This window comes from Hymenobacter sp. DG01, assembly GCF_006352025.1.
GTDB lineage: Bacteria > Bacteroidota > Bacteroidia > Cytophagales > Hymenobacteraceae > Hymenobacter.
Map to the genome: position 1 here is coordinate 2542125 of NZ_CP040936.1, position 24312 is coordinate 2566436.

Below are 24312 nucleotides of genomic sequence, written 5' to 3' on the forward strand. Positions count from 1 at the left end.
TTTTAATACAACTGGCTTACCCTTCCGAATGGGTTTACAGAAGAAGCTTGCGATGGACACCGCTTGATTTTACTGACGGGTTGTTTGACCAGATCCTGTCAGAAGCTCAACGAGCCGGCAATTTTACTTGCTGTAATTTCTCCAATCTTCTCTTAAGCCGATTGTATATTCTTTAACGGCGCTTAGGGGGTAGGGTTACAAACCGCTGAAAATATTTTCAGGATTTGTAGCCAGGGTAGTGCCGCGAGTCGCCGCCCACCCCATCGTAGTCGGAGTCGGCATCGGCGGAGGTTGACACTTCGTAGGCCGAGTCGCTGAGGGAATTCAGGAGCGTATCGGCGGCGGTGCGGTCGGTGCGCAACTGGTCGGAGGCGGGTTCCTCGGCCTTCAGGGAGCCCAGGCCGAATTTGCCCTGCTTGAGCAGCTTGTTCGGGCCGTCGCCCCATTTGGAGGCCGATTTCTTGAGGTTGGCCCGGGTGGCGTCGCCGGTTTCGGGGGCCAGCAGAAGCCCGGCTACCGCTCCGGCCGTAGCCCCAACCAACAGGGAGAGAATAACTTTGCCTTTCGTGTCTTGCATAAGACAAAACATGGTTAAGATGAGCACACTAGGTCCGGCCACGCACCGGGCTACCCCTGTACAACGCGAAAAGCATAGCGTAGGTTAGATATTGTTATCGGCCGGGTTTAGCCGCCTGCCGGGGGTAGGCGCCCAACAAAAAGCCCCCGCCAGCTGAGCTGGCGGGGGCTTTTTAGCTTCAGAAGCCGCAATGGCTTACAGTTCGTTGAGCAGCTTTACTACTTCCTGCTTGGCTTTGCCGAGCTTATTTTGCAGACGGCCCACCAGCTCGTCGCCCTGGCCTTCGGCATACTCCAGGTCTTCGTCGGTGAGTTGAGCATACTGCTGCTTCAGCTTGCCTTTCAGCTCGTCCCAGTTGCCTTTCAGCTTCAGTTTAGAGCCGGCGCCGGTGATGCCCATGTCTTCGAGCTTCTCGATGTAGCCTTTGAAGCGGGAGTCGAGGTCTTCACCGTATTTCGAGAGCTGCTCGCCCAGCTGGCCGCTGTACTTGGTGGCAGCGCTGCCCAGCTTGCTGCGGGTAGCGGCGCCTTTGTCGGGGGCCATCAGCAGGCCGGCAATGATACCAGCACCGGCACCAGCCAATGCAGCGAGGAGAATTTTACCCGAGTTGTCTTCTTCGTGGTAGGACATGATTCGTAGGGGAGAGAAATGAAAAATAGGGTTCGAGGTAAATCCTGACAGTTCCTCAGCAGAAGCGGGCCCAGACGATCAATCAGCAGGCCATTGTACAGGATATGGGCCTCTATACGGCGCGGCGCGGTCGAGGTTTTGCGCCAATATAAAAATTAGCTTAGCAAAATATTCAACCGTTTATATATCGTTTGCGTGTGGCAACAGTCCTTTACCTTTAAGGCCACACGCTTCCCCTGCCTTCTATGCGAAAAATCCTTGTTTTCGGAGCTTTTCTGGTTTCTACAGCGGCCTGCCAGCGCAATCCGGCTTCTACGGCCCAGGCTTCCTGCATCGACGAAAGCCGAATCCGGAAAGACGTTATGTGCACCATGGACTACAAGCCCGTGTGCGGCTGCGACGGCAAAACCTATGGCAACGCCTGCCAGGCCACCAACGCGGGCGTAACCAGCTCCACGCCCGGCGAGTGCCCCCCGAAAAGCAGCAACTAACCCCCTACCCCCTCACCACCGGCGAAGCCTGGGCTAAGGCCCGTGTTGCCCGTTATTTGCATTTCCTGTTATGTCTGAAAAGCGCTATTTCCGCCAGCAGAACCCGTTCATTGTCCCAACTACCGATGGCAAGCTGATAGAGGAACACATTGGCCTGGCCAGCACCGGCACGGGTCAGTACAGTGTAGCCCACATGGTAGCGCCTCCGCAGTGGAGTGAGCCCCACCAGCGCCCCGAGTTTGACGAGGTAACCATTGTGGTGCGGGGCCGCAAGCGGTTTGAGATAGACGGCGAGGTAGTAGAGCTGGGGGCCGGCGAATCGTTGCTGATTAAGGCCGGAGCCCGGGTGCGCTACTCCAACCCTTTTGGCGAGGAGTGCGAGTACTGGTCGGTGTGCGTGCCGGCCTTCAGCCCGGCTACCGTGAACCGGGAAGAAGAGTAGCCTTTTCTTCTGACAATAACAGCCCCATGGTGTACCGTGGGGCTTTTTGGTTTGTGGCGGGTAGGTTTTGAGCTCTTCGGCTTGCTTTCCATTAACCTGAGAGGGTAGCATCGGGGCCGGCTTATTGCTTACCTTTCATCTGGCTACTTTCTCACCCTTCACTTCCACTCTGCCGCTTATGGATCAGCGCATCATCAACCTGTTCGACGAGTACACGCACGCCCCGCTTACCCGCAAGGAGTTTCTGGACCGGCTGGTGAAGCTGGCCGGCGGCACGGCCCTGGCGGCAGCGGCGCTGACCGTGCTGGAACCCGGCTATGCCCAGGCCGCCACCATTCCCACCGACGATAAGGACCTGATAGTGGAGGAAGTTACCTGGCCCGGCGAGGCCGGCGTGACCATGAAGGGCTACCTAGTGCACCCCAAAGGCAAAAAGAAGCGCGGGGCCGTAGTGGTCATTCACGAAAACCGGGGCCTGACGCCCCACATCAAGGATGTAACGCGCCGCGTGGCCAAGGCCGGCTACCTGGCCTTGGGCGTCGATGCCCTGTCGGTATTTGGGGGCACGCCGGCCAACGAGGACGAAGGCCGCACCCTCATCGGCAAGCTCGATAAGCAGCAGAACCTGCAGAACTACCTGGCCGCTCTGCGCTACCTGCGCCAGCGCCCCGACTCCAACGGCCGCACCGGCTGCGTGGGTTTCTGCTGGGGCGGGGCCATGGCCAACAGCCTTGCTACCCATGATCCGCAGCTGAACGCCGCCGTGGCCTACTACGGCACCCAGCCGCCCGCCGAGGAAGTACCCAACATCAAAGCTGCCTTAATGCTGCACTACGCTGGCCTCGATGAGCGGGTAAACGCCGGCATGCCCGCCTACGAAGCCGCCCTGAAAGCAGCCGGCATCCAGTACGAGCAGTACGTGTATGCTAATGTAAATCACGCGTTCAACAACGACTCCTCCCCGGCCCGCTACAACGCCGAGGCCGCCCAGCTGGCCTGGAGCCGCACGCTGAAGCTGTTCAAGGAAAAGCTGGGGTAGGTTTCAGAGGCTACCTTTCGTAGCTCGCCTTTGCTACCCAACTCGAAAGCATAGAACCTCACACCCTTTGCCCAAGCTGTCGGCGCACCCGGCCGCTGGGTAACCATCCAAACAGCCCACTGCCCCGGAGGCGGTGGGCTGTTTGCTTTTACACAAGCCGAGGTTGAGTGCTGGGGCTACCCCTGCCAGGAGTGCAAACTGTTGGAGCAGGGTAGAAAACTTTGGCATTTGGGTGTTTCCGGATTGTTTTTTAGCCGTTCGGAGGGTTGCAATTTTCCGGGCAGGTAGCACGATAAGGCCCGCGCGGAGGGCTGGGCGCTCATGTGCCGTAAGCGTATAAGCTCGACTAACCGGGCTCCGGCAGATGACTTCCGGCCCTTGCATAACGGGAACCTGCCGCAATATCTTGGGTGGTGCTTCGTGCTGCATAAGGCTGATTGTAAGCCGTAATGCACCACTTTTATTAGCCTCCCGATTCCTGAAGTCTGTGCATCGCACTGTGCTTCTTCCCCGCTGCTCTTCTTTCCACCAACTCCCACACAACCAAATGAAACACCGGTTTACCTCCCTGCTGGGAGCGGCTGCACTATGCGTGCTCGGCTCCGCTTCCTCCCACGCCCAAACCTATCAGCAAGTATGGGCCGATGAATTCACGAACGGCATCAGCTCCAGCTGGGTATTTGAAACCGGCGGGGGCGGCTGGGGCAACAACGAGAAGCAGTACTACCAGCGCGCCAACGCCAGCGTAGTGAACGGCATCCTGCAGATTACGGCCCGCAAGGAAAACGTGGGCGGCATGCCCTACACCTCCTCGCGCATGAAAACCCAGGGCCTGAAGGAGTTTAAGTACGGTAAAATTGAGGCCCGCATGAAGCTGCCCCTGGGCCAGGGCCTGTGGCCGGCCTTCTGGATGCTGGGCAGCAACATCAACACCGTCAGCTGGCCGGCCTGCGGCGAAATTGACGTGATGGAGCACATCAACGCCGAAAACAAGGTGTACGGCACCGTGCACTGGGACAGCAACGGCCACGCCGAGTACGGCGGCAACCTCATCACGACTCCCCAGGACTACCACGTATATGCCGTGGAATGGGAGCCCACCTACATCCGCTGGTTTGTGGATGGGGTGAAGTACCACGAAATCAACATCAGCGGCGGCACGGGCAGCACCGAGGAGTTTCAGCGGCCTTTCTTCCTGCTCCTGAACCTGGCCGTAGCCGGCAACTGGCCCGGCCAGACCGTGGACGAGAGCAAGCTGCCCGCCACCATGTACGTCGATTACGTGCGGGTGTACCAGAAAAGCGGCACCACTACCCCACCACCCGCCGGCTCCAGCACCACCATTCAGGCCGAAAGCTACAGCTCCATGAACGGGGTGCAGCTGGAAACCACCTCCGACACGGGCGGGGGCCAGAACGTGGCCTACATTGACGCCGGCGACTGGATGGCCTACAGCAACATCAACTTCCCGACTTCGGGCACTTACACCCTGGAGTACCGGGTAGCCAGCCCCAGCGGCGGCACGCTGTCGTCGGACCTGAACGCGGGCGCCATTCAGCTGGGCAACACCACTATTCCGGCCACGGGCGGCTGGCAGAACTGGACGACGGTATCCCGGACGGTGAACGTGAATGCGGGCACCTACAACTTCGGGGTGTTTGCCCAGACTGGCGGCTGGAACCTCAACTGGATTCGGATTACAAAGTCCGGTAGCGCCCGTCCGGCGGCCGTTCTGGCTGCCACGGCAGGTAGCGAGGAAGCTAAGAGCCTGAACGTGTACCCCAATCCTTATTCAGCTGGCGCCCCCCTCACCATTCAGCTCCCAACCCAGCAGGAACTCTCGCCGGCCCAGGTGCAGATTCTGGATGCCCAGGGCAAGCAGGTATGGCAAACCACGGCCTTTGGCTCGGAGGTGAGGGTAGCAAAAGACCTTCCCCTGCGCAGCGGCATGTACCTGATTCAGGTAACCAACGCCGCCGGCACTTCTGTCCAGAAACTAATGGTGCGCTGATTAGGACACGCGGGAATCAGTAATAGGGTAAAGCAGGCTTTACATAGTAACTCTGCCTACCCTCATGCCTCCTAAAATAGCAAGGCCTTGACAACCATATTGGTGTCAAGGCCTTGCTAACTTTTAAGGGGGTAGGGGTTTGTGAAGACCGGATGGAGGCGGTTGTCTTTGCAACGGTTTGCCTCATTTCTTCCTCACCTCATTACCTCATTCTACATCCGCTGCTCGGGCTTGGCGGCGGGCAGGGGCTTGCGGGGCAGCTTGGCGTCGCGCATGGCAGCCTGGTACACGAAGGAAGCTACTACCACGGAGGCCTGCTTCATGTCGTCGGCGGGCAGACGCTCGTAGGTGTCCATATTGGTATGGTGGGTGCGGGTGCCGTAGTCCAGGGGGTCCTGAATGAACTGGAAGCCGGGCAGGCCCACGGCGTCAAACGAGAGGTGGTCGGTGCCGCCGGTGTTGCGCAGCGTAACGGTGGTAGCGCCCATATCGGCGAAGGGCTTGAGCCACTCCTGGAAGATAGGCGCGGCGGCTTCGTTGCCCTGGGCATAGATGCCACGGATTTTGCCGGCGCCGTTATCGAGGTTGAAGTAGGCGGCGAGCTTCTCGTGCTCGGGCAGCAGCTTCATGGTAGCGGGGTCGGCGAAGTGGTTTTTCACGTAGCCGCGCGAGCCAAACAGGCCCTGCTCCTCCTCACCCCACAAGGCAATCCGGATGGTGCGGCGGGGCTGCACGCCGGCCGCCTTCAGGATACGCACAGCTTCCATCATCACGGCGCAGCCGGCGGCGTTATCGGTGGCGCCGGTAGCGGCATGCCAGGAGTCGATGTGGGCGCCCAGCATCACAATTTCGCTTTTCAGCTTTTTGTCGGTGCCCGGAATTTCAGCTACCACATTGTAGCCTTTCAAATCCTGCGTTTGGAAACGGGTGCGGGTTTCCAGCTCAATTTCTACCGGAATACCCGCCTCGGCCAGCCGGATCAGGCGCAGCTGGTCTTCGGGAGCCATTTCCAGCTCGGGCAGTACCGGCTTGGCGTCGGCGGCGTAGGGGGCGCCGTTGCTGGTGAAGAACGTGCCATCGGAGCCGCCCCGGCTGCTCAGGACAGCGGCCGCGCCTTCGCTCAGCATCATCTCCGACATCTTGGTGCGCAGGGCCAGCATGGCACGGCGCTGGGCCATGCGCTGCTCCATTTCGGCGCTGGCTGAGTTGGCCGCAGCGGCCGGCGCTTCGGGCTTGTAAGCGGCCATCTTCTGCAGTTCGTCATCAGAGTAGCGCTTGGCGTCGGCCTCGAAGGAAGTTTTGGGCGCGGTTACGTCCAGCAGCACAATTTTGTCGCGCAGCTGGCCTTTGTACTTGTCCAGCTCGGCTTCGGTGGTGGCCTTCATCACTACTACCTGCTTCCGGAGGGCGCCGTTGGTGCTGGGTGTCCAGGCCTTGGGCGCCCCAATGAGCGTGTGGTAGTAGGGCGCCGTCATGGCGATGTACGACTTATCGATATCCCAGCCGCGGCCGAAGGTGCCCCAGGGCTCAATGGTGGCCTTGGCGAGGCCCCAGCTGGTGAGTTGCTTCTGGGTCCACTGGTTGGCGCGATTCAGCCCCTCAGAGTTGGCCAGGCGAGGACCGCAGACGTCGGTGAGGTAGAAGGCGGTTTCCATTACTTTGGAACGGTTCAGGCCTTCGTCCTTGATTTTAGCCAGCGTGGCCTGGTCGGCCTTGGTACCCTGTTGGGCGAGGGAAGGAGCAGCTACCGTGAGGCCGCCAGCTAGTGCAAGGAGCCGAAATGCGTTCATGCGGAGGAAGTAGTGGTGAAGAAGATGCTGGTTACTGGAAGCTAAAGAACCGAAATAAACCCTGGCGTTGCGTGTTCCCGTCGCAAATCTTAGCCCTGCCCAACATGAGTTCCCTCCTCTCACTCTGTACAAGCGAGGCGACATACCAAAGGCGGCCTGCGGGCTTGCTGGCTTATGCTTCCAATTTTGGCACTGGTTCCTATTTTGAAAATAAGTTGTCTTATTCGGTTATTTTTTTATCTATTGTTACGCATACATTTTACTTAGTGCAATATGGTCAATGTGCTAAAGCGCAATAACGTGCGGATGCTAGGGCGAGGGAAGCGAACTTTACTGTTTGTGAACGGCTTTGGATGCGACCAAAGCATCTGGCGCTACCTTATCCCGGCGCTGACGGAGCACTTCCACCTGGTGCTCTTCGACCACGTAGGCGCCGGCCAGTCGGATTCTAGTGCCTATGACGCGGAAAAATATGCCTCCCTGGACGGCTATGCCGCGGACCTGCTCGAAATATGCCAGCAGCTTAACCTGCAACACGTCACGCTGGTAGGGCATTCCGTGGGGGCCGTTATCGGGGTGCTGGCCGCCATCCGGCAGCCCGAACTGTTTCGCCAGCTTATCCTGCTCTGCCCCTCGCCCTACTACCTCAACGAGCCCGGCTACCATGGCGGCTTCGAGCGGATGGACGTGGAGCAGATGCTGCGCTTCATGGAAACCGATTACGTAGGCTGGGCCGACTCATTCGCTTCCTTCATTATGGGCAACCCCAACCAGCCTTCCCTGGTGGCGGAGCTCACGCACAGCTTCTGCCAGAACGACCCCGCCATTGCCAAGCAGTTTGCCCGCGTCACATTTCTATCAGACAACCGGGCCGATATATCTAAGCTGCGCGTGCCCTGCCTGCTGCTGCAGTGCGCCGAGGACCTAATTGCTCCCCTGGAGGTGGGCGACTACCTGCACTCCGTAATCCCGGACTCAACGCTCGTTACCCTGCCCGTGGCTGGCCATTGTCCTCACGTCAGCGCCCCTACGGAAACGCTGGAGGCCATAGAAGCTTATATAGCAGCCTGACGGCAGAAAGCCGCCCCAACCTCTTTCTTCCGCCCGCTGCCATGACCGTCGAGTACATTCGCTACCGCATTGCCGCCGAGCAGCAGCCTGCTTTCGTAGAGGCTATTCGCCAGGCCAATCAGCTCCTGGCTGCTGCGCCCGACTGCCTGCGCTACGAACTTGCTCATTGCGAGGAAGACGCGGAACTGTTCATCTGGCGCATCGAGTGGACCTCGGTGGAGCGGCACCTGAATGGTTTCCGCAAAAGCCTGGAGTTCGGGGCGTTTTTCCGGCTGGTGAAGCCGTTTTACCAAAGTATTCAGGAAATGAACCACTATGCGGTGGTGGGGTAAGCACGCTTGTGTCGGCGCTGCCCCTGGAGAGCATTCTTTCAGCTACCCCCGATAACCCCTACCCCCCTATGCTCGTCTAATCGGCTACCCCTTACCTAGCCCTGAATGATCTGATGAGCCTCTGGGAGATTATAAAACGCCTTTTTCCGTACGTGCGGCCCTACCGGGGGCTGGTGATTGCCACGCTGCTGCTCACGCTGGTAGGCTCCCTGGCCGCCCAGGTAAACCCGTTTGTGTTGCGCTATACCGTGGATACGGTGCAGGGCCTGCTCAACGGCAATGCTACGCTGGCGGCCGGTATGCCTATGCTGCTGCTGGTGAGCGGGCTGCTGCTGGGCAAGGAAATCATCAATACGTTTATTCAGTTCGGACAGAAATTCTACGGCGAGAAAATCCGCATCAACGTGTCCAGCACGCTCATTCAGGACGCTGTGCACAAGGTGCTGGGCTACCAGCTGGGCTTTTACGCCGACAACGGCAACCAGACCGGCAAGCTCCAGACCCGCATCGACCGGGGCGTGGAAAGCCTGATGAAGCTGGTGCAGAACTTCTTCATTGACATTCTGCCCCTGTTTGCCAATTCCATCGTGGCCCTGGTGGTTATGTTCACGGCCAACGTGTATGTAGGGCTGGTAGCCGTGGCCGTGCTGCCGGTGTACTTCTGGCTGAGCTACCGCCAGGCCGATAAGCTCAATGGCACCCGCCGGGCCCTGCGCGGCCTGCGCGAGGCCCGCAGCCAAGGCTTGGTTAACCTCATCGATTCGGCGGTGGTTATCAAGAGCTTCGTGCGCGAGGACTACGAGGAGCAGAAGCAAGCCCAGACCCAGCAGAACCTGCAGGAAGCTCAGTTGGAAACGCGCAAGACCAACTTTCTCTACGATGGCCTCAAGACCTTCACCGAACAGATAGGGGTAGTATTGATCATTATCCTGACGGCCTACCTGGTGCTTGATCGGCAGATCAGTATTGGGGCCATCATGTTCCACATTCTGCTGTTCAACAACGTGTCAGCCCCTATCCGGCAGCTGCACCGCATCTACGACGAAATGAACGACGCCCTCACCTACTCCGAGGGGTTCTTCGACATTCTGGATGCGGAAAACGCCACCGAGCCCACGGGCCCGCTGCAACCCGAGCACCTGCAGGGCACCTTCGATATCTGCAACGTAGACTTCACCTACCCCAGCGGTACCCAGGCCCTGCACGATGTGTGCCTGACCATTGAGGCGGGCAAAACCACCGCGCTGGTGGGCCTGAGCGGTGCCGGCAAGAGCACCATCATCAACCTGCTCTGCAAGTTTTACGCCCCCGACCACGGCAAGATGCTGCTCGATGGCAAGCCCCTGGCCGACTACGACACCCACGCCTTACGCCAGCAGATTGGGCTGGTACTCCAGAAAAACCACATCTTCAAGGGTACCATTGAGGAAAACATCCGCTACGGCGTGATGGACGCCACCTTCGAGCAGATTCAGGCCGCCGCCAAACAAGCCTACCTGCACGAGCAAATCATGGAGCTACCCAAGGGCTACCAGTCCGACGCCCAGCAGCTTTCGGGTGGGCAGCAGCAGCGCATTGCCATTGCCCGGCTGTTCCTGAAAAATCCGCCCATCATCTTCCTCGACGAGCCCACCGCCTCCCTCGATGCCATTGCCACCGAGCAAATCAAAAACTCCCTCGACGCCATCAAAAAGGGCCGCACGGTGGTCATCATCTCCCACAGCCTAGCTCAGATCGTGGATTCCGACTGCATCTATGTGATGAAGCAGGGCCGCATGGTGGAAAGCGGCACCCACGAGCAGCTCTACGACCTGCGCGGCACCTACCGCGAAATCTTCGACGCCTCGGCCCGCAGCCTCAACATCGAGAAGCTGGCCCGCGTGCTGGTAGATGACGGGGATGAAGTAGCGGATACGGCGGCGTAAATAGTGGCTTGTTGATCTATCTTCATCCATTTACCTGCCACTTGACTCAACAATCAGTGGCTGTAACACTAATTTAAATTTGCCCAATGCCTTTTGATAAAGTTCATTACCTGAATGAGATGCGTGCAATGATTGACAAAGCCTTTGCCAGAATGCACATAATTCATCCTATCTATGAAGTTTACACGGTAAGTATATGGACAGATCCAAACGCAGGGGCGAGTTCTATTAGCTTCGATAGCAAAATGCATTCAGATCAGCAAAATGCTAGATTTAATGAACTACTGCAGAGGCATCAGTTGCGTCTATCCGCAGTAGAAGATCAACAAAAATCTGAGGTTTTTGAGCCTCTTACCGGGCACAATGACAACCCCGCTGATTTTGAAATCCCGGATTTCGAAGAGGTTCAGCATGAGTGTATAGAACTCAATTGGGAATTCGATTCGGATGGAGAATGCTGGGACCTATTGGAGCCGGCGCTACAGGAAATAGGAAACTATGCCTTCGTACAATCACACCTGCTCCAGAAGCATCCTGAGTTTGAGCTAGCAGTTAATGGGCGGCACGATTGGTACGAATCAACTTGGCCTAAGCAATAAATGAGTTGAGGTCCGGGCTGGCGCGAGGTACAACTCGCGCCAAAAGGTAGCATAGGAGAAATTTAATTTTACTTCCTCAGAGGAGGTGATAAAAGATAAAGTAATTCATGGTGAGGTTGAACAGCGCGTGAGCCGCCACGGCGCCCCAAACTGAACCGCTTTTCTTGCGCGCCACCGAGAATAACAGGCAGGTAACGAACAATGACGCTACCCATAACAGCGCCGGGCCGGGCAACAGGCGCCAGCCAGACTCCGGCCCGGTGTAGATAAGTCCGAAATGCGCCACATGGACCAAGGCAAAGGCTGCGCTGTCAATCAGCGTGGCCTTTCGGTTCCCGAGCGAGTGCGCAAAGCACTCGTACACCAAGCCGCGATAAAATATTTCTTCACCGATGGGGCTGAACAACAGGCTTGGAACCGTGAAAATCAGAAAATAGAGCAGGCGGTTCTCGTCGTTGAGTACCTGAGCAATGTTACCATAGGTGCGCGAGATGTAGGCCAGGCTGTTGCCCTCCCCTAAGCCAAAGCAATAGGTAGTGAGGTAGAATAGCGCAGTGCAGCTCAGGGCGCCCAAAGCGCCGCCCAGCAGTACACCACTCCAGCGCGCAGGCCGCACCAGCCCTATTCTGCGGCGGCCTGCGCGCTTCAGAAGCAGGAAGGGCAAGGCTATCATAGCCACGAAGATGAGCGCCACCACCTGATAGCTCCGGGTAACGTTGGCCTGGAGCACCAGCGCGGACCGAATAGCGCTGAATAAGGCAATCAGCCAGGCACCTGTTTTCCAGTTGAAGCGAAACCGACGAGCCGCAAAGGATTTAACGTCCAGTCTTTCGGTGAGCACCACCGTTTTAGATACCTTACCCAAGATCATACTCTTTGTGCCGTAATATTATTTCGCAGCAACACCTCTACCATTGCCTCAGCTTAAAGATAGGATAAACTATATGTTTGCTAACCCTTTTTACTCTCCGGCTCACGACCTCAACATCATTACTCCATCATGACCCTCGACCTAACCGGCATTACCAGCAAAGCGGCCATACACCAGCTGTTCAAGGAAAAGCTGGGTTTTGAAGAATGGTACGGCCCCAGCTGGGACGCCTTCTGGGATTCTATCGTAGCCATTGTGAAAATGCCGCCCGTGCTGACGCTCATTAACTGGGAGGAATTTGCCCGCTGCTGCCCCCGCGACATGGAGATTCTGCGGCAGGTGATAGACGATTACGCGGTGGAAATGGCCCCGAAGCGCATTGTACTTGCCTAACGCTTCTCTATGCTCCGCGACAAATGTTGACAGACGTAATCAATCGGCCTTTCAAAAGGCTACGCCTAATAGCTGCTAACCGGTAACCATTTCCTGTTCCGGCTGTTCTTTGGGCTTCTACCTCGCAACATGGGGTAGCCCCTCTTACTCTGAACAGCATGACTTCGGATACCAATAGAATTGCCCTGGTAGTGGGCGCGAGCGGCATTATCGGCAGCAACCTCAGCCAGGAGCTACTGCGCAACGGCTGGACTACCTATGGTCTGGCCCGCAACCCCGGTACCGACGTGGAGGGCCTGCGCCCAGTGGCGGCTGATCTGCTGAATCCCGTCAGCCTGGAAACCGCCCTGGCCGATGTGCAGCCTACCCACGTTTTCATTACCAGCTGGCAACGCAACGACACGGAGGCTGAGAACATCCGCGTGAACGGAGGCATGGTGCGCAACCTGTTGGCGGCGCTTTCCCCGAAGAAATCGGTGCGGCACGTAGCCCTGGTAACTGGCCTGAAGCACTACCTGGGGCCCTTTGATGCCTACGCCAAAAGCGGCACCCTACCCCTCACGCCCGTGCGCGAGGAGCACCCGCGCCTCGACCTTGATAACTTCTACTACGCTCAGGAAGATGAGGTGTACGCCGCCGCAGCCCGCGACGGGTTTACCTGGAGCGTGCACCGCCCCCACACCGTAATTGGCAAGGCCGTGGGCAACCAGATGAATATGGGAACCACGCTGGCCGTGTACGCCACTATCTGCAAGGAAACCGGCCGCAAATTTCAGTTCCCGGGCTCCGAAGCGCAATGGAATGGCCTCTCCGACGTGACGGACGCCCGCGTGCTGGCTAAGCAATTGGTGTGGGCCGCTACCACTGAGGGGGCCCGCAACCAAGCATTCAACATTGTGAATGGCGACGTATTCCGGTGGAGCTGGCTCTGGGGCCGCCTGGCCGACTGGTTCGGGGTAGAAGCCGCCGGCTTCGATGGCACCGTGCGCCCCCTGGAAGCTGAGTTGGCCAACGATGCCGACCTGTGGCGAGAAATTGCTGAGCGCCACGGCCTACTTGAGCCGAATCTGAACCGCCTGGCCTCGGCCTGGCACACTGACCTGGATTTGGGCCGCCCCATTGAGGTAATGACGGATATGGCCAAGAGCCGGAAGCTGGGTTTCCTGGTGTATCAGCCCACCGAGGAATCGTTCTTTGACCTGTTTGAGCAGCTGCGCACCGACCGCCTGATTCCGTAGTTGGTTACCTGATTGCAAGCACGCCGCTTCCCGCCGTTGACGTAGTTGCGGCTGGAAGCGGCGTTTGTGTTTTTGGGCTTCGCTTAGGCCATTGCAGATGCTTGGTGGTGCTGATAGCTCAATAACTCTATTCAGACAAAAAGGGAAAGCGCATTTCGGGTAATCTTTGTGCGGTTTCTGTTTTTCAGTTGCTTCCGCGTTCCATGCTGCCATCCTCCCGTTTTCTCTTTCTTGTCCTCCTGATGCTATGGGCCGCCTCAACCCATGCTCAGAAGGCACCATTTAGCATCCAGGCCGTTAGTCTGCCCGCGGAAATTGCCGACCGCAACAACCAGTTTTCCGGGCTATTTATCCGCAACAACCAGCTGCTACTGCTCTCGGAAAGCCGCCTGCAGGAGCGCGCCGAAGCCAAAGTGTACGCCCTGGACCTGGCCAGCCTCGACGCCCAGCTAAAGCAGAAGATGGGGGAAGTGAAGTACCGGAAATATGCCCTTCAAAACCTGGATAAGCTGCGCGCCCGCATGGACAGCGCCCACCAGGAGTACGAGGGCCTGGAAGGAATTACCATGGTGGGCGACACGGCTTACTTCACCGTTGAAACTACTACCCCTTCGGCATACTGCTACCTGATCAAGGGCGAGCTGGACGACGCCGCGGCTTCCATTCGTCTGGATCCGCGCTACCTCGTGCCCCTGCCTAAACCGGTGCTCACCGATGGCACCCACATCCACAACGCCGGTTTTGAGGCTGCCGCCGATTACGACCAGAGTCTGCTCCTGCTCTTCGAGTACAACTACTTCTCCCACGACAACTACGCCTTCCGGCTGCCCACCGGCGCGGCCCCTACCCCTGACATTCCGCGCTACGTGCCCGTGGCCCGCCTGCCCTTCCGCGTAACGGACCTGGTGCACACGGGCGGTAACCGCTTCACGGCCATTAACTACTTCTTCAACGGTGCCGAGGACAGCGTGTACCGCACCCCGGCCCCGGACCCCAATGCCCGCCTGATCCGCAATGGCAGCAACTACCAGAACTACTGTCGCCTCATCAGCCTGCGCTACCGGCGCGGCCGGGTAAGCTGGAAGCCCCTGTTCGAGCTGCCCCGGGAGTACATGACCTACAACTGGGAAGGGCTGGCGGCTTACCGGGGCGGCTACTTCCTGATCAACGACAAGTACGGCCCCTCCAACCAATCGACGCTGCTGTACCTGCGCAAGAAATAAGCGGAGCATCGGGGTTCAGGCCAAAGGCGGGGGTAGCAAAGTTGGGCGCAGGATGGTATTATTACTGTTCCACCTGCTGCCGCCCGTTATGCACCGCTACTTTCTCCTGCTGCCGTTGCTGCTGCTTTGCCAGGTAGTGCTGGGGCAGCGGCCCGTGCCTTACGGCAACAACCCGGCGGCTGGCCGCTACGCCCATGTGCGCGGCCTGAAGCTATACTACGAAGCTTACGGCAGCGGCGCCCCCTTGCTGCTCCTGCACGGCAACGGTGGCAGCAGTCAGGATTTCGCCAAAACCATTCCTTACTTCGCCAAGCGCTACCGCGTTATTGCCCTCGATAGTCGGGCCCACGGCAAATCAACGGATGCGGCTGATTCGCTGAGCTTCGAGCAGATGGCCGATGATTGTGCTGCCCTGCTTATGCAGCTGCGCCTCGACTCAGCCTATGTGCTGGGCTGGAGCGACGGAGGTATTACGGCGCTGGTGCTGGCCCTGCGCCACCCAGGTAAAGTAAAGCGGCTGGCCGCCACGGGCGCCAACCTCTGGCCTGACTCCACGGCTCTTATGCCCGAGCTATGGCAGCAGATGCGGCGCGGCTACCGCGAAGGCAGCAGCCAAACATTTACTGACGCCAAGCGCCGCAATGATTGGAAGGTGTTTTTACTCGACTGGAATCAGCCTCACATTCCATTATCGGCACTGAGCCGCATACAGGCCCCCGCCTTTGTTATTGCCGGCGACCAGGACGTTATTCGACCTGAGCACACCCTGGCCATCTACCAAAGCCTACCCCGTGCTTGGCTGTGGATAGTCCCTAACAGCGGCCACGCTACCCTCCATGACCACGCCGACGAGTTCAACCGTAAAATCGACGAGTTTTTTCGGGCGAAAACCATTGTGGCCGGCAAAAAGTAACTATTCCGCCAAAACCTGCTTTTCCGCTATGCCCGGCGAAACCGACCTCACCCAGCTTCTGCGCACCATGAAACCGGAGCTGCAGCCCGGCGCCTACGTATTCTGCACCGTTGCTTCCCCGGAAGCCTTGCTGCTGGCAGAGGCCATAGGCACATTCCGCGAGCGGGAAGGCCACACTGTCATTCTGCCCCAGGCCACCGCCGACCGGCTGGGGCTTCCCTACACCTTTGTGGCCGCCTGGATAGCTCTAACGGTGCACTCGGCGCTGGAAGCCGTGGGCCTGACGGCGGCTTTTGCCCAGGCGCTGGCCCAGGGCGGCATCAGTTGCAACGTGGTGGCGGCCTACTACCACGACCATATTTTCGTGGCGGCCACCGATGCGGAAAAGGCCATGCGCTTGCTCCAGGAATTGGTTGAAGGGAGCAGCCAGTTGCAGGAGCCCGGATAGACTTTCCGAAAGCAAACAGGTAATGAGTAGCTTAGTGGCATTATCCTTCTCCGTATTCTTATGCTAAGGCTATTGCTCCTGTGCCTGATTCAGGTGTTTTCTTTGGCTTGTGCCGCCCGCGACAAGGCAACCGTTGAGCTATCCATTCAGCCGGAGGCCCGCACCTTTTCCGCCCAATATACCCTCAACACCCGCGTAACTGGAGGCAAGCTTTTGCTCAATCTTAATAAGCCCTATCACCTGACCAACCTTACAGGGCCCAACGTCCGGAACTACACCTCGGCTTTGTTCTTTGATTCCTTCACGGGCGATACGCTACGGCAGATAACCGTTGAATTCCTCACTAAAAACCCTCGGCAGCAGGTTACGGTGCAGTATAACGGCACCATTGCCGCCCGTTTTGCTGCCGACAGCATGGCTGAGTTTACTGCGCACGCCAGTTGGGTCCCCACCATTCCAAATCAGGAATATGCGGTAGTGGATTATCGGCTTACGGTGCAGGTGCCCGATGCTTACCAGGTAGTAAGTACCCGGCCGGCGCGCTCCAGCACGCTGGGCCGCTACATCTTTGAAGGACGTACTTCTACCATTGAAATTGGGGCATTGGCAGCGCGCAAATTCTTTTCGCTTACCTCGCCTACCCCTGCCACGCTGGTAAACCTTTATAAAGCCAATCGCCCCTGCACCGCCTCCGACAGCCTACTGGTACGAAATGCCGGTAAGATCATTGCGTACTTCAATCAGATTATTGGGCGCAAAGACCCCATCCGGCACTTTACTTTTCTGCTGCCAGGTATCAACCGATCAGCCAGCGGCCTGTTGGATAAAGCGGCTATTATTGCCTACACCACCTTTGATACCCAAGACCCTGACGACCTCCTAATTCTGGCTCACGAAATTAGCCATAAGTGGTGGGGCTATGGAACCTGGAATACTTACGATAACTGGCTAAACGAAGCCTTTGCTACCTATTCTGGCCTGCTCTACCTGCAAGCGGCCAGCGATACGGTCAGCTTCCAAAAAGAACTAAGCAAACGTCAGAAATCAGCCGCCACGGCTCCTATCCTATTAGGGTTCGAGCCCCGCAACTACCCCTACCCTGTCCGGCGGCAAGTACTCTATGACAAGGGTACGGCCATCTTATTTAAGCTACACCAGCGCCTAGGCGACGAGCTATTTTTCCGGATACTTACTGCTACTGCCGCCGCCCAGGTAGCCACCACCGACCATTTCCTTCGGATAGTAGAGCGCGAAAGCTCCCTCGTTATTCGCCAATGGCTGCAAGCACAACTCAGTCAATAAAGTCAGCCTGCTTATACAACTGAATGTGGCTTACCATCGGGCGAAATTTTAATACCAGCCAGCCAAATGCTGCTTCCGCGTAACTATGTTTACTAGCTACGAGCAGATATCCCGACTGTGGCCCCTATGGGCGCTTACCTTCCGGGATGACCAACCTGTAATTTCGTTGCTCAGCTGGTTGGGCAAATCTACTAGCAACGGCCGCTGGTGCTGGCTATCCAGTAGCTCCAAGTGGAACACCTTAAGGCCAAACCTGCGCAAGAACCTCTCCCCCGGCAATACCGTGGTGACACAAGCAAATGAGGTAACCTTGCGCAAGCAGTAATGCTGCACAAGGTTACCTCCCTTATCTGGTGCTAGAAAGCGGTTAGCTAACTGTAGGCGGGTTGCGGTTTACTACCGGACCGGCGCCGGCCAGCTGGCTTACCATGTCATCGAGAATTTCCTTGCTGTAGCCAATGCGGTTGGCATACTCCATACACAGGCCGTACTCGCGGGGGTCAATCTGACCGTCCTGGAGCATCATCTGCACCAGTGTTTGCAGCTCCAGGGTGCGCTGCAGGCCATCGGCGGGCACCACAAAGCTCAGCACGCTGAGGTTGTCGGCCAGGGGCTGGGTTTGCTTGGAGGTCAGGCCCAGGCGGTTGCCAACCTGCAGCAGAAAGTCGCCTTCCTGCTCATCCAGCTGGCCGTCGGCGGAGGCTATCAGGAGCAAATTCTGAAAGAAGCTCAGCTTCTTCTGCTCGGTATTCAAAACCTCTTCGAGGGAGTGTTGCGACTGCATATCGGGGGTGGTAGAAGGTAAAGAAACCGCCCGCTTCGGGGCGTCATTTCATTTCAACGCGGCCTCCGGCGGAAGGTTATTCGATGCGCTCTACGGCTCAGCCGGCCAACATTCCCTGCCGCATGTCGTTACTTTGGGCATCATTGTTCGATTTATGTGCCTTGCGTGGGCACCGGCTATTTTTGCGCGCGTATTTTCATGACGACAACCTTACGACGAGGCGACGGCAGTATCTACCTGACTATTGAGCGCAACCTCCGCGACGACTGGGTGCACGCCCGCTGGCACGGCCGCCAGACCCTGGGCACCGTCATGGACGGGGGCCTGACCTACCTGGACATGCTGCGGCAGGAGCCTTGCGCCCGCCTCCTCAACGACCACCGCGACCTGGTGGGGGCCTTCACCGAAGCCAACGACTGGATTCAGCAGGTCTGGACTCCGCTCATTATCGGGGCGGGGTTACGCTACATCGGGCAGGTAGTATCGCCGGATGTGTTCGGGCAGTTTTCCATGGAAGACCTGCAGCAGCGCATCGGCGACCAGCTCCAGATTCATATGTTTGAGAATTTGGAAGCGGCCAAAATCTGGCTGCGGGCCCAAGAGTAACCTTCCAGGCTAGCGCCGAGGCTTCCAGCCTATGGGGCCCGCGAAGATGCGCCGGAGCGTGTACGTTCGCGCCTCGCGCGCGGAAAGCTGCCGGGCCCAGGCCACGCGCGTAGTGGCCGGTGCTGCCCCGGGGCCCGTGGAGCGGTACTCGGCGTAGCGGGCCGTTTTCTCACTTTCCGGCTTTTTCCAGTTGTCCCAGCCGGCGGGCCGGATGTGGGAGCCCATGTAAGTACGCAGGTAGGTTACCTGGGCGTGCGGCTGCCAGGGCCGCCCCAACGCTACGTTAGTAGCCAGCGCGGTATCGGCCGTGAGCCTACACTTCCGGAATACAAAGCCGTAGGGCTGCTCCGCAGGGGTAGAAGCGGCCGTGATGTGGGAATTTTTCTTGCTCCGGATGGTGCAGCCCTCGAACACAGCCGTGCTGCTTCCGAAAATAAAGTCGGTGGTGCCTTCAATGAAGCACCCAGAAAAATACTGGCGGGTGCCGGCCGCGGCCAGAAACAGCGTATCCTGGTCGCCGAGGATGCGGCAGTTGCGGAAAGTGCAGCGGTCAGCCTCTACGTGCAGGGCTACCGCCTGCCCGGCGGTACGGCCGGCCGTGTTCTGAAACGTCAGGTTTTCGGCCCGGAAATCAGCGCCCTGCACCAGCACCGAGTAGGAAGTGTAGGTGTTGATGGCTCCCTTGCCGCTATGGTCGTCGAAGGTCAGGATGGTCTGGTCCCGGTCTTCGCCCCGTAGGGTCAGGTGGGGTTTGGTGGCCGGTACCACCAGCTTTTCCTTGTAGGTACCCTTCCGGATGCGGATAATCACTTCCTGCCCCGACTGCGAAGGCGCCGCGTCAATGGCCGCTTGCACCATCCGGAACTGCCCGCTGCCGTCCTGGGCCACTATCAACTCGGGTGGGCGGGCAGCGGCCATCAGGGCCAGGGGCAACAGTAGGAAGAGCAGGACAAGCAGCTTTTTTATCATCACAAAAGAAATCAGGAGGCACACTATCCGGCCCGGCTAATTGCAGGGGCCGTAGGCCCTACCCCCGGTTCTGTCTTGAAACCTTAGTTCTGAGTAGGGTCCCAGCCGCGCAGCACGGTGGGCAGGGCATATTGGCTGGCTTCGGCATCGGAAAGCTGCCGGGCCCAGGCCACGCGCTGTTTGGGGGCCGCGCCGGGGCCGCGGCTCTGGTACTCGGCGTAGCGGGCGGTTTGCTGGTTGCTTTCCTTGTCCCAATGGTCCCAGCCCTCGGATTTAATCAGTTTGCCTAGCTCGCAGCGCAGAAACACGGTTTTGGCGTAGGGCCGCCAGGGCCGCCCGAGGTAGAAGCTGCCGGCGGGGGCGTCGCCGGTAAGGCGGCACTGGTTGAACACGTAGCCGTAGCGGGTGCTGTCGGGGGTAGAAGCGGCCGTGACGAAGCCGCCGGTTTTGCAGAAAATGGTGCAGCGCTCAAACCACGCCGTGCTGCTGCCGAAGATGAAATCTACGGTGCCCTCAATGTAGCAGTCCTCGTAGTACTGGCGGCTGCCGTAGCCGTAGGTGTAAAGCGTATCCTGAAAACCCAGGAAGCGGCAGTTCCGGAACCGCGCTTTGTCGCCGGCCACCCACATAGCCACGGCCTGCCCCACCGGCCCCGAGGAGTTCTGAAACGTGAGGTTTTCGGCGGTGAAGTCGGGGCCGTAGATGTAGCAGCTGGCCGAGCCGGAAGTGCCTTTGTCCTCCCCGAAGATGTTTTTCTTCTGGTTGTAGTCGTCGTAGGTAAGAATGGTTTTCTCCCGGTCCTCGCCCACTATTTTCACAAAGTGCTTGGAGCCGGCCAGAATGAGCTTCTCCTTGTACACGCCTTTCTTGATGAAGATGGTGGTGACTTTTTTGCGGAAGTCGGGCACTGCGTTGAAGGCTTCCTGCACCGTCCGGAACTGCCCGCTACCGTCCTGGGCCACCACAAAATCGTGGCCCAGCGTCAGCCAGAAGAGCAGGAAGAGAAGCAGAACGGGTTTCATAGCGCGTGGGTAGGTAGGGCGGCAACTTATCGGAAATCCGCTGGATTCAGCCGTTTCGGCCTCGCTATTTCCGCGCAAACGTTGTCGGGAACGTTGCCGCTCCCTACCCCTCCGTTAGCGCCAAAGCCCCCCTGGGTCTGGACCCAGGGGGGCTTTGGCGTGTAACCTCACACATTCCTACCCCTTGTGAAAGGGACAACCCATAGCCATAGCGGTGGCTTGCTCACTACCCGCGGCCGGCATGGGCAGGGCCGCCAAGGCGCCTTTGCCCGTAGCGCGTACATGGGTCATCACGAAGCCGGAGGCGGGCAGCGTGGGCATGCGGGTCAGGTCGTAGCTCAGGTCCTGGGTTGGCACATCATAGCGGATGCCGTCGTTGAGGAAGGCTATGGCTTGCTTCAGGGCTTCAATGGTAATCCACTCGCCGGCGCAGCGGTGGCCGGTCAGGAATTCGCCCCCGCCCTGTGGAATGAAGTCGTAGGGGCTGCGCTGCCACTGCCGGAACCGCTCGGGCCAAAAAACTTCCGGGTCTTGCCACTCCCGCTCGTCGCGGTTGGTGCCGTACACGTCCAGCAGCACCATCGTGCCCTTCGGAAACTCGAAGCCGTGCCAGGTAAAGTCCTCGCGCACCAGTGCGCCTACAAACGGAGTGAAGGGGAAATAACGGCGTACTTCCTGCACAAACAGCTCGGCGTAGTCCTCAGCGGGGTTGCGCAACAGCTGGCGGTAGGCGGGGTGCTCGTGCAGGGCCAGGGCCGCGAAGGTGATGTAGGTAGCAATGGCCACAATGGGCCGGGTGGCGTTCATCAGCTCAATGGCGGCCATTTGCACGTCCAGCAATTCGCCGTTCGAGTCCCGGTACCAGGCCACTGTATGGGCCGGAGAGCCTTCCTGCACCGGCAGCTGGCCCTTCCGGATGGCCCGGATAATGCCGCGCATCCACTTTTCGCCGCGGCTGCGGGCCTGCTTGCCGCGCCAGTGTCGGGGCCCTACCCCACCAAAGCCATCCACCATGTCGCCGAAGTCGCGGGCGCGCTTGCTTACTTCGTCTTCCGGTAGCGGCACCTCGGCCCAGGCGCAGGCCGCCCGGCACAGAATTTCCTGGGCTTCGCGGAACAGCACTACCCGGTCCATTTTCTCCCAGCGGTGAGCGTAGCGCTGCCACTGCTCGGCCAGCAGGCTCATCAGCCGCTCCCGACTGGCGGGCCCCATCAAAGCCATAAACATTTCCTTGCGGCAACGGTGCTCCCCGTTGTCGCGGGTCTGGATGGCATCTACCCCCATGAGCGTGGTTTGCACCCGGCGCGGCACGGCCCCCTTCCGGATGAAAAGCTTGGGATTATAGAACAGCTCGGCGGCCTCGGCTCCATGCAGGCAAATGGCCTTCATGCCCATCAGCCGGATCTGGAAGATGTCGGAGTCGAAGCGCTGGCTGCGGTTGTAGAGGAAGGGGTAGCCTTCGCGCAGTACATCCAGGGTACTATCGAAGCTCGGGTCGCGGAAAATCTTGGGCATAGCAGGTAGGTAGTAAGCGTGTGAGCCGCCGAAACGGATGCCTTTACCTTACGGGCCAGCGCCGCTGAGGATACTGTGGAGCTATGGGAAGCACCACCTTCGTCTTGGGCTTCCCATCATATCGAGCAACCTGTACTATGCCCCAGGCCGCCCGCGTCTTCGGGCATAGCTCTCCCCTAAATGGCGCATCCTGGCTCCGAAAAGTCGCCATACCAATCATTTTATAGCTCTGCGTTATGGAATTCAGGCAAGCTGTGCATCTACCCGATGTACTCTTTTCCCGTTTGCCATGAAGCACCTTTTACTTTTCGTCTTTTCGTTGCTGCATCTATCGGCTTTAGCCCAACAGGCCCAGGTTACTGGCCGGGTGCTTGACGACAAAACCGGGGCCGGCCTGCCCGGCGTTACCATTCTGCAAAAGGGCACTACCAACGGTATTTCCTCTAACGACGACGGTCGTTTTACACTAAGCGTAGCTACCAGCGCCGATAGCATAACACTTCAGATTTCTTCCATCGGTTTCGTAGCGAAGCAATTGCAGACAGCGCCCGGCGATACTATCATCGTTCGACTACGCCCCGACTCCCGGGAATTCTGTGACTTGTCGGTGGCGATGTATTCCAAGCTGGAGCTGAAGCTTTCCAGCGGGGTCCGGTATGCCCCGCTGGGCGGCAGTATCAGGGTTTTCAGCCCCCGCCGCTTCAGCAAGTCGTTGGCGGCTACGTTTGGCTACCAGACCAACCTTGACCGCAACTACGCCCTGACCGCTGGTGTACGCCTGCCCTCTCTCCTGAACAGCAACCGCCTTTACATCGAGGAAAATGTGGCGTATGAGCACCTGCGGGCGGAAGCAGCGGCTATTGACTTCCGCAGCTACGTAGCTACCGTTGCGTTAAGCCTGCAGGGCTACAACCGGCGTATTCCGGTGCTGCTGCTAGGCGGCGGCCATGCCAGCTACCGCACTTTGCCAGGAAGCCATGAAATTACAGACCGGACTGGCGCCGGATACACCGTAGGGCTGCGCCACGAGTTTCTGTCCTACCCCTTCCCGATTTTCGGCTCCGTTCAGGCTACCCGCTGGCCCGGCTACTGGCAGTGGCAGGGCCGGCTGGCTCACCCGCTGCCCCTAAACCTGCAGGCGGGGGTAGAAATCAACTCCCTGCGCACCTACACGGAAGTAGCCCTGACGCTCAGCCGTTTCTTTTACTAACCGGAAGGCGCCTACCCCAATCTAAACGCAAAAGCCCAGCCATGTAAGCTGGGCTTTTTTATTGTGAACAGCTGGCAGCCTAGGCTTTGCTATTGGTAATAACCTCCACGATTTCCTCCGAAATACCGGTGGTGCTGAAGCCGCCGTCGTGCATGAGGTTCTGCATGGTCACGTAGCGGGTCAAATCCGAAAACAGGCTGATGCAGTAGTCGGCGCAGGCTTCGGCAGGAGCGTTACCCAGGGGCGACAATTTATCAGCGTAGGTATAGAACGCATCGAAGCCGCTGATACCAGTACCGGCCGTGGTTTTGGTGGGCGACTGTGAAACGGTGTTCACGCGCACTTTCTTCAGCTTGCCGAGGCGCTGACCGTAGCTACGGGCAATGCTTTCGAGCACAGCTTTGGCCTGCGACATGTCGGTGTAGTCGAGGAAGGCGCGCTGGGCCGCAATGTAGCTCAGGGCCACCACCGAGCCCCACTCATTGAAGGCATCCTGCTTCTCGGCCACAGCCAGCATCTTGTGCAGCGACAGAGCCGATACGTCCAGGGTTTTCTGGTACCACTCGTAGTTCAGCTCGCCGTAGTGCTTGCCCTTGCGGATGTTGGCACTCATGCCAATGCTGTGCAGCACGAAATCAAGCTTGCCGCCAAGCTGCTCCTGAGCGCCGCTGAACAGCTTCTCCAGGTCCTCCATAGAGGTAGCATCAGCCGGGATGATAGGTGCGTTGCACTGCTCCGAAAGCTTGTTGATTTCGCCCATGCGCATGGCCAGCGGGGCATTGGTGAGCACAAAGCGGGCACCTTCGGCGTGGGCCTTCAGGGCTACTTTCCAGGCAATAGATTCCTCGTTCAGGGCACCCGAAATGATGCCGACCTTACCAGCGAGTAGGTTATTAGACATGTGGTGAAAT

General features: G+C 58.5%; 25 protein-coding genes. 16 read left to right on the plus strand and 9 right to left on the minus strand.

Annotated elements, in window-relative coordinates; genetic code table 11:
* Nucleotides 1–217: 217 nt before the first annotated feature.
* Nucleotides 218–577 (minus strand): YtxH domain-containing protein, encoded by a 360-nt coding sequence (locus FGZ14_RS10715; protein WP_139924097.1) that lies wholly within the window; start codon nt 575–577, stop codon nt 218–220.
* Between the two features lie 195 nt (nt 578–772).
* Nucleotides 773–1207, minus strand: coding sequence for a CsbD family protein (locus tag FGZ14_RS22255; protein ID WP_139924098.1), 435 nt, complete (start codon nt 1205–1207; stop codon nt 773–775).
* 245 nt (nt 1208–1452) lie between these two features.
* Here FGZ14_RS22255 and FGZ14_RS10725 point away from each other — a divergent pair, with 245 nt between their 5' ends.
* From FGZ14_RS10725 to FGZ14_RS10740, 4 genes are all read left to right on the plus strand, one after another.
* Nucleotides 1453–1698 (plus strand): Kazal-type serine protease inhibitor family protein, encoded by a 246-nt coding sequence (locus FGZ14_RS10725; RefSeq protein ID WP_139924100.1) that lies wholly within the window; start codon nt 1453–1455, stop codon nt 1696–1698.
* Nucleotides 1699–1768: 70 nt separating this feature from the next.
* The gene (locus FGZ14_RS10730) at nt 1769–2140 is read left to right on the plus strand and encodes a cupin domain-containing protein (protein WP_139924102.1); all 372 of its coding nucleotides are present in this window, start codon (nt 1769–1771) and stop codon (nt 2138–2140) included.
* A gap of 178 nt (nt 2141–2318) precedes the next feature.
* Nucleotides 2319–3179 carry a dienelactone hydrolase family protein gene (locus tag FGZ14_RS10735; protein ID WP_139924104.1) on the plus strand — a complete coding sequence of 287 codons (861 nt, stop codon included), beginning with the start codon at nt 2319–2321 and terminating at the stop codon, nt 3177–3179.
* Nucleotides 3180–3726: 547 nt separating this feature from the next.
* On the plus strand, nt 3727–5190 hold the full coding sequence (locus tag FGZ14_RS10740) for a carbohydrate-binding protein (RefSeq protein WP_180754328.1): 1464 nt from the start codon (nt 3727–3729) through the stop codon (nt 5188–5190).
* A gap of 212 nt (nt 5191–5402) precedes the next feature.
* Here the strand turns inward: FGZ14_RS10740 and FGZ14_RS10745 are convergent, their stop codons facing one another.
* Nucleotides 5403–6980 (minus strand): M20/M25/M40 family metallo-hydrolase, encoded by a 1578-nt coding sequence (locus FGZ14_RS10745; RefSeq protein WP_139924106.1) that lies wholly within the window; start codon nt 6978–6980, stop codon nt 5403–5405.
* A 306-nt stretch (nt 6981–7286) separates the two neighbouring features.
* Between FGZ14_RS10745 and FGZ14_RS10750 the strand changes: the two genes are divergently transcribed.
* The 4 genes from FGZ14_RS10750 to FGZ14_RS10765 all read left to right on the plus strand — a co-directional run bounded on the left by FGZ14_RS10750 (nt 7287) and on the right by FGZ14_RS10765 (nt 10907).
* The gene (locus FGZ14_RS10750; protein WP_257883413.1) at nt 7287–8051 is read left to right on the plus strand and encodes an alpha/beta fold hydrolase; all 765 of its coding nucleotides are present in this window, start codon (nt 7287–7289) and stop codon (nt 8049–8051) included.
* A 41-nt stretch (nt 8052–8092) separates the two neighbouring features.
* Nucleotides 8093–8383 carry an antibiotic biosynthesis monooxygenase gene (locus tag FGZ14_RS10755; protein ID WP_139924110.1) on the plus strand — a complete coding sequence of 97 codons (291 nt, stop codon included), beginning with the start codon at nt 8093–8095 and terminating at the stop codon, nt 8381–8383.
* A gap of 113 nt (nt 8384–8496) precedes the next feature.
* Nucleotides 8497–10308: an ABC transporter ATP-binding protein gene (locus FGZ14_RS10760; RefSeq protein WP_139924112.1), complete on the plus strand. Its 1812-nt coding sequence runs from the start codon at nt 8497–8499 to the stop codon at nt 10306–10308.
* Nucleotides 10309–10394: 86 nt separating this feature from the next.
* A complete protein-coding gene (locus FGZ14_RS10765; RefSeq protein ID WP_139924114.1) occupies nt 10395–10907 on the plus strand; it encodes a hypothetical protein in 513 nt (170 codons plus the stop codon).
* A 76-nt stretch (nt 10908–10983) separates the two neighbouring features.
* Here the strand turns inward: FGZ14_RS10765 and FGZ14_RS10770 are convergent, their stop codons facing one another.
* On the minus strand, nt 10984–11751 hold the full coding sequence (locus FGZ14_RS10770) for a CPBP family intramembrane glutamic endopeptidase (protein ID WP_180754329.1): 768 nt from the start codon (nt 11749–11751) through the stop codon (nt 10984–10986).
* Between the two features lie 156 nt (nt 11752–11907).
* Between FGZ14_RS10770 and FGZ14_RS10775 the strand changes: the two genes are divergently transcribed.
* The 6 genes from FGZ14_RS10775 (at nt 11908) to FGZ14_RS10800 (ending at nt 17295) form a co-directional block, all read left to right on the plus strand.
* Nucleotides 11908–12171 carry a barstar family protein gene (locus FGZ14_RS10775; RefSeq protein WP_139924119.1) on the plus strand — a complete coding sequence of 88 codons (264 nt, stop codon included), beginning with the start codon at nt 11908–11910 and terminating at the stop codon, nt 12169–12171.
* Between the two features lie 158 nt (nt 12172–12329).
* Nucleotides 12330–13409, plus strand: a complete 1080-nt coding sequence (locus tag FGZ14_RS10780; RefSeq protein WP_139924120.1) for an SDR family oxidoreductase — start codon at nt 12330–12332, stop codon at nt 13407–13409.
* Nucleotides 13410–13612: 203 nt separating this feature from the next.
* A complete protein-coding gene (locus FGZ14_RS10785) occupies nt 13613–14632 on the plus strand; it encodes a hypothetical protein (protein WP_139924122.1) in 1020 nt (339 codons plus the stop codon).
* 88 nt (nt 14633–14720) lie between these two features.
* Complete coding sequence (locus FGZ14_RS10790; RefSeq protein ID WP_139924124.1) at nt 14721–15545, plus strand: alpha/beta fold hydrolase; 825 nt, start codon at nt 14721–14723, stop codon at nt 15543–15545.
* A 28-nt stretch (nt 15546–15573) separates the two neighbouring features.
* Entirely contained in the window at nt 15574–15993 is a 420-nt protein-coding gene (locus FGZ14_RS10795) for an ACT domain-containing protein (protein ID WP_139924126.1), read from the plus strand.
* 60 nt (nt 15994–16053) lie between these two features.
* On the plus strand, nt 16054–17295 hold the full coding sequence (locus FGZ14_RS10800; RefSeq protein ID WP_139924128.1) for a M1 family aminopeptidase: 1242 nt from the start codon (nt 16054–16056) through the stop codon (nt 17293–17295).
* A 367-nt stretch (nt 17296–17662) separates the two neighbouring features.
* Here the strand turns inward: FGZ14_RS10800 and FGZ14_RS10805 are convergent, their stop codons facing one another.
* Nucleotides 17663–18079 carry a hypothetical protein gene (locus FGZ14_RS10805; protein WP_139924130.1) on the minus strand — a complete coding sequence of 139 codons (417 nt, stop codon included), beginning with the start codon at nt 18077–18079 and terminating at the stop codon, nt 17663–17665.
* Between the two features lie 198 nt (nt 18080–18277).
* On the opposite strand from FGZ14_RS10805, the gene FGZ14_RS10810 reads away from it, so the two are divergent.
* The gene (locus tag FGZ14_RS10810) at nt 18278–18685 is read left to right on the plus strand and encodes a hypothetical protein (RefSeq protein ID WP_139924133.1); all 408 of its coding nucleotides are present in this window, start codon (nt 18278–18280) and stop codon (nt 18683–18685) included.
* Between the two features lie 9 nt (nt 18686–18694).
* Here FGZ14_RS10810 and FGZ14_RS10815 read toward each other — a convergent pair whose 3' ends face one another.
* The 3 genes from FGZ14_RS10815 to FGZ14_RS10825 form a co-directional block, all read right to left on the minus strand.
* Nucleotides 18695–19654, minus strand: a complete 960-nt coding sequence (locus FGZ14_RS10815; RefSeq protein ID WP_139924135.1) for a pectinesterase family protein — start codon at nt 19652–19654, stop codon at nt 18695–18697.
* Between the two features lie 83 nt (nt 19655–19737).
* Nucleotides 19738–20676, minus strand: a complete 939-nt coding sequence (locus tag FGZ14_RS10820; protein WP_139924137.1) for a pectinesterase family protein — start codon at nt 20674–20676, stop codon at nt 19738–19740.
* Nucleotides 20677–20853: 177 nt separating this feature from the next.
* Nucleotides 20854–22191 carry a cytochrome P450 gene (locus tag FGZ14_RS10825; protein ID WP_139924139.1) on the minus strand — a complete coding sequence of 446 codons (1338 nt, stop codon included), beginning with the start codon at nt 22189–22191 and terminating at the stop codon, nt 20854–20856.
* A 289-nt stretch (nt 22192–22480) separates the two neighbouring features.
* Between FGZ14_RS10825 and FGZ14_RS10830 the strand changes: the two genes are divergently transcribed.
* The gene (locus tag FGZ14_RS10830; RefSeq protein WP_139924141.1) at nt 22481–23401 is read left to right on the plus strand and encodes a carboxypeptidase-like regulatory domain-containing protein; all 921 of its coding nucleotides are present in this window, start codon (nt 22481–22483) and stop codon (nt 23399–23401) included.
* A 79-nt stretch (nt 23402–23480) separates the two neighbouring features.
* On the opposite strand, the gene FGZ14_RS10835 is transcribed toward FGZ14_RS10830, so the two are convergent.
* On the minus strand, nt 23481–24302 hold the full coding sequence (locus tag FGZ14_RS10835) for an enoyl-ACP reductase (RefSeq protein WP_139924143.1): 822 nt from the start codon (nt 24300–24302) through the stop codon (nt 23481–23483).
* Nucleotides 24303–24312 lie beyond the last annotated feature (10 nt).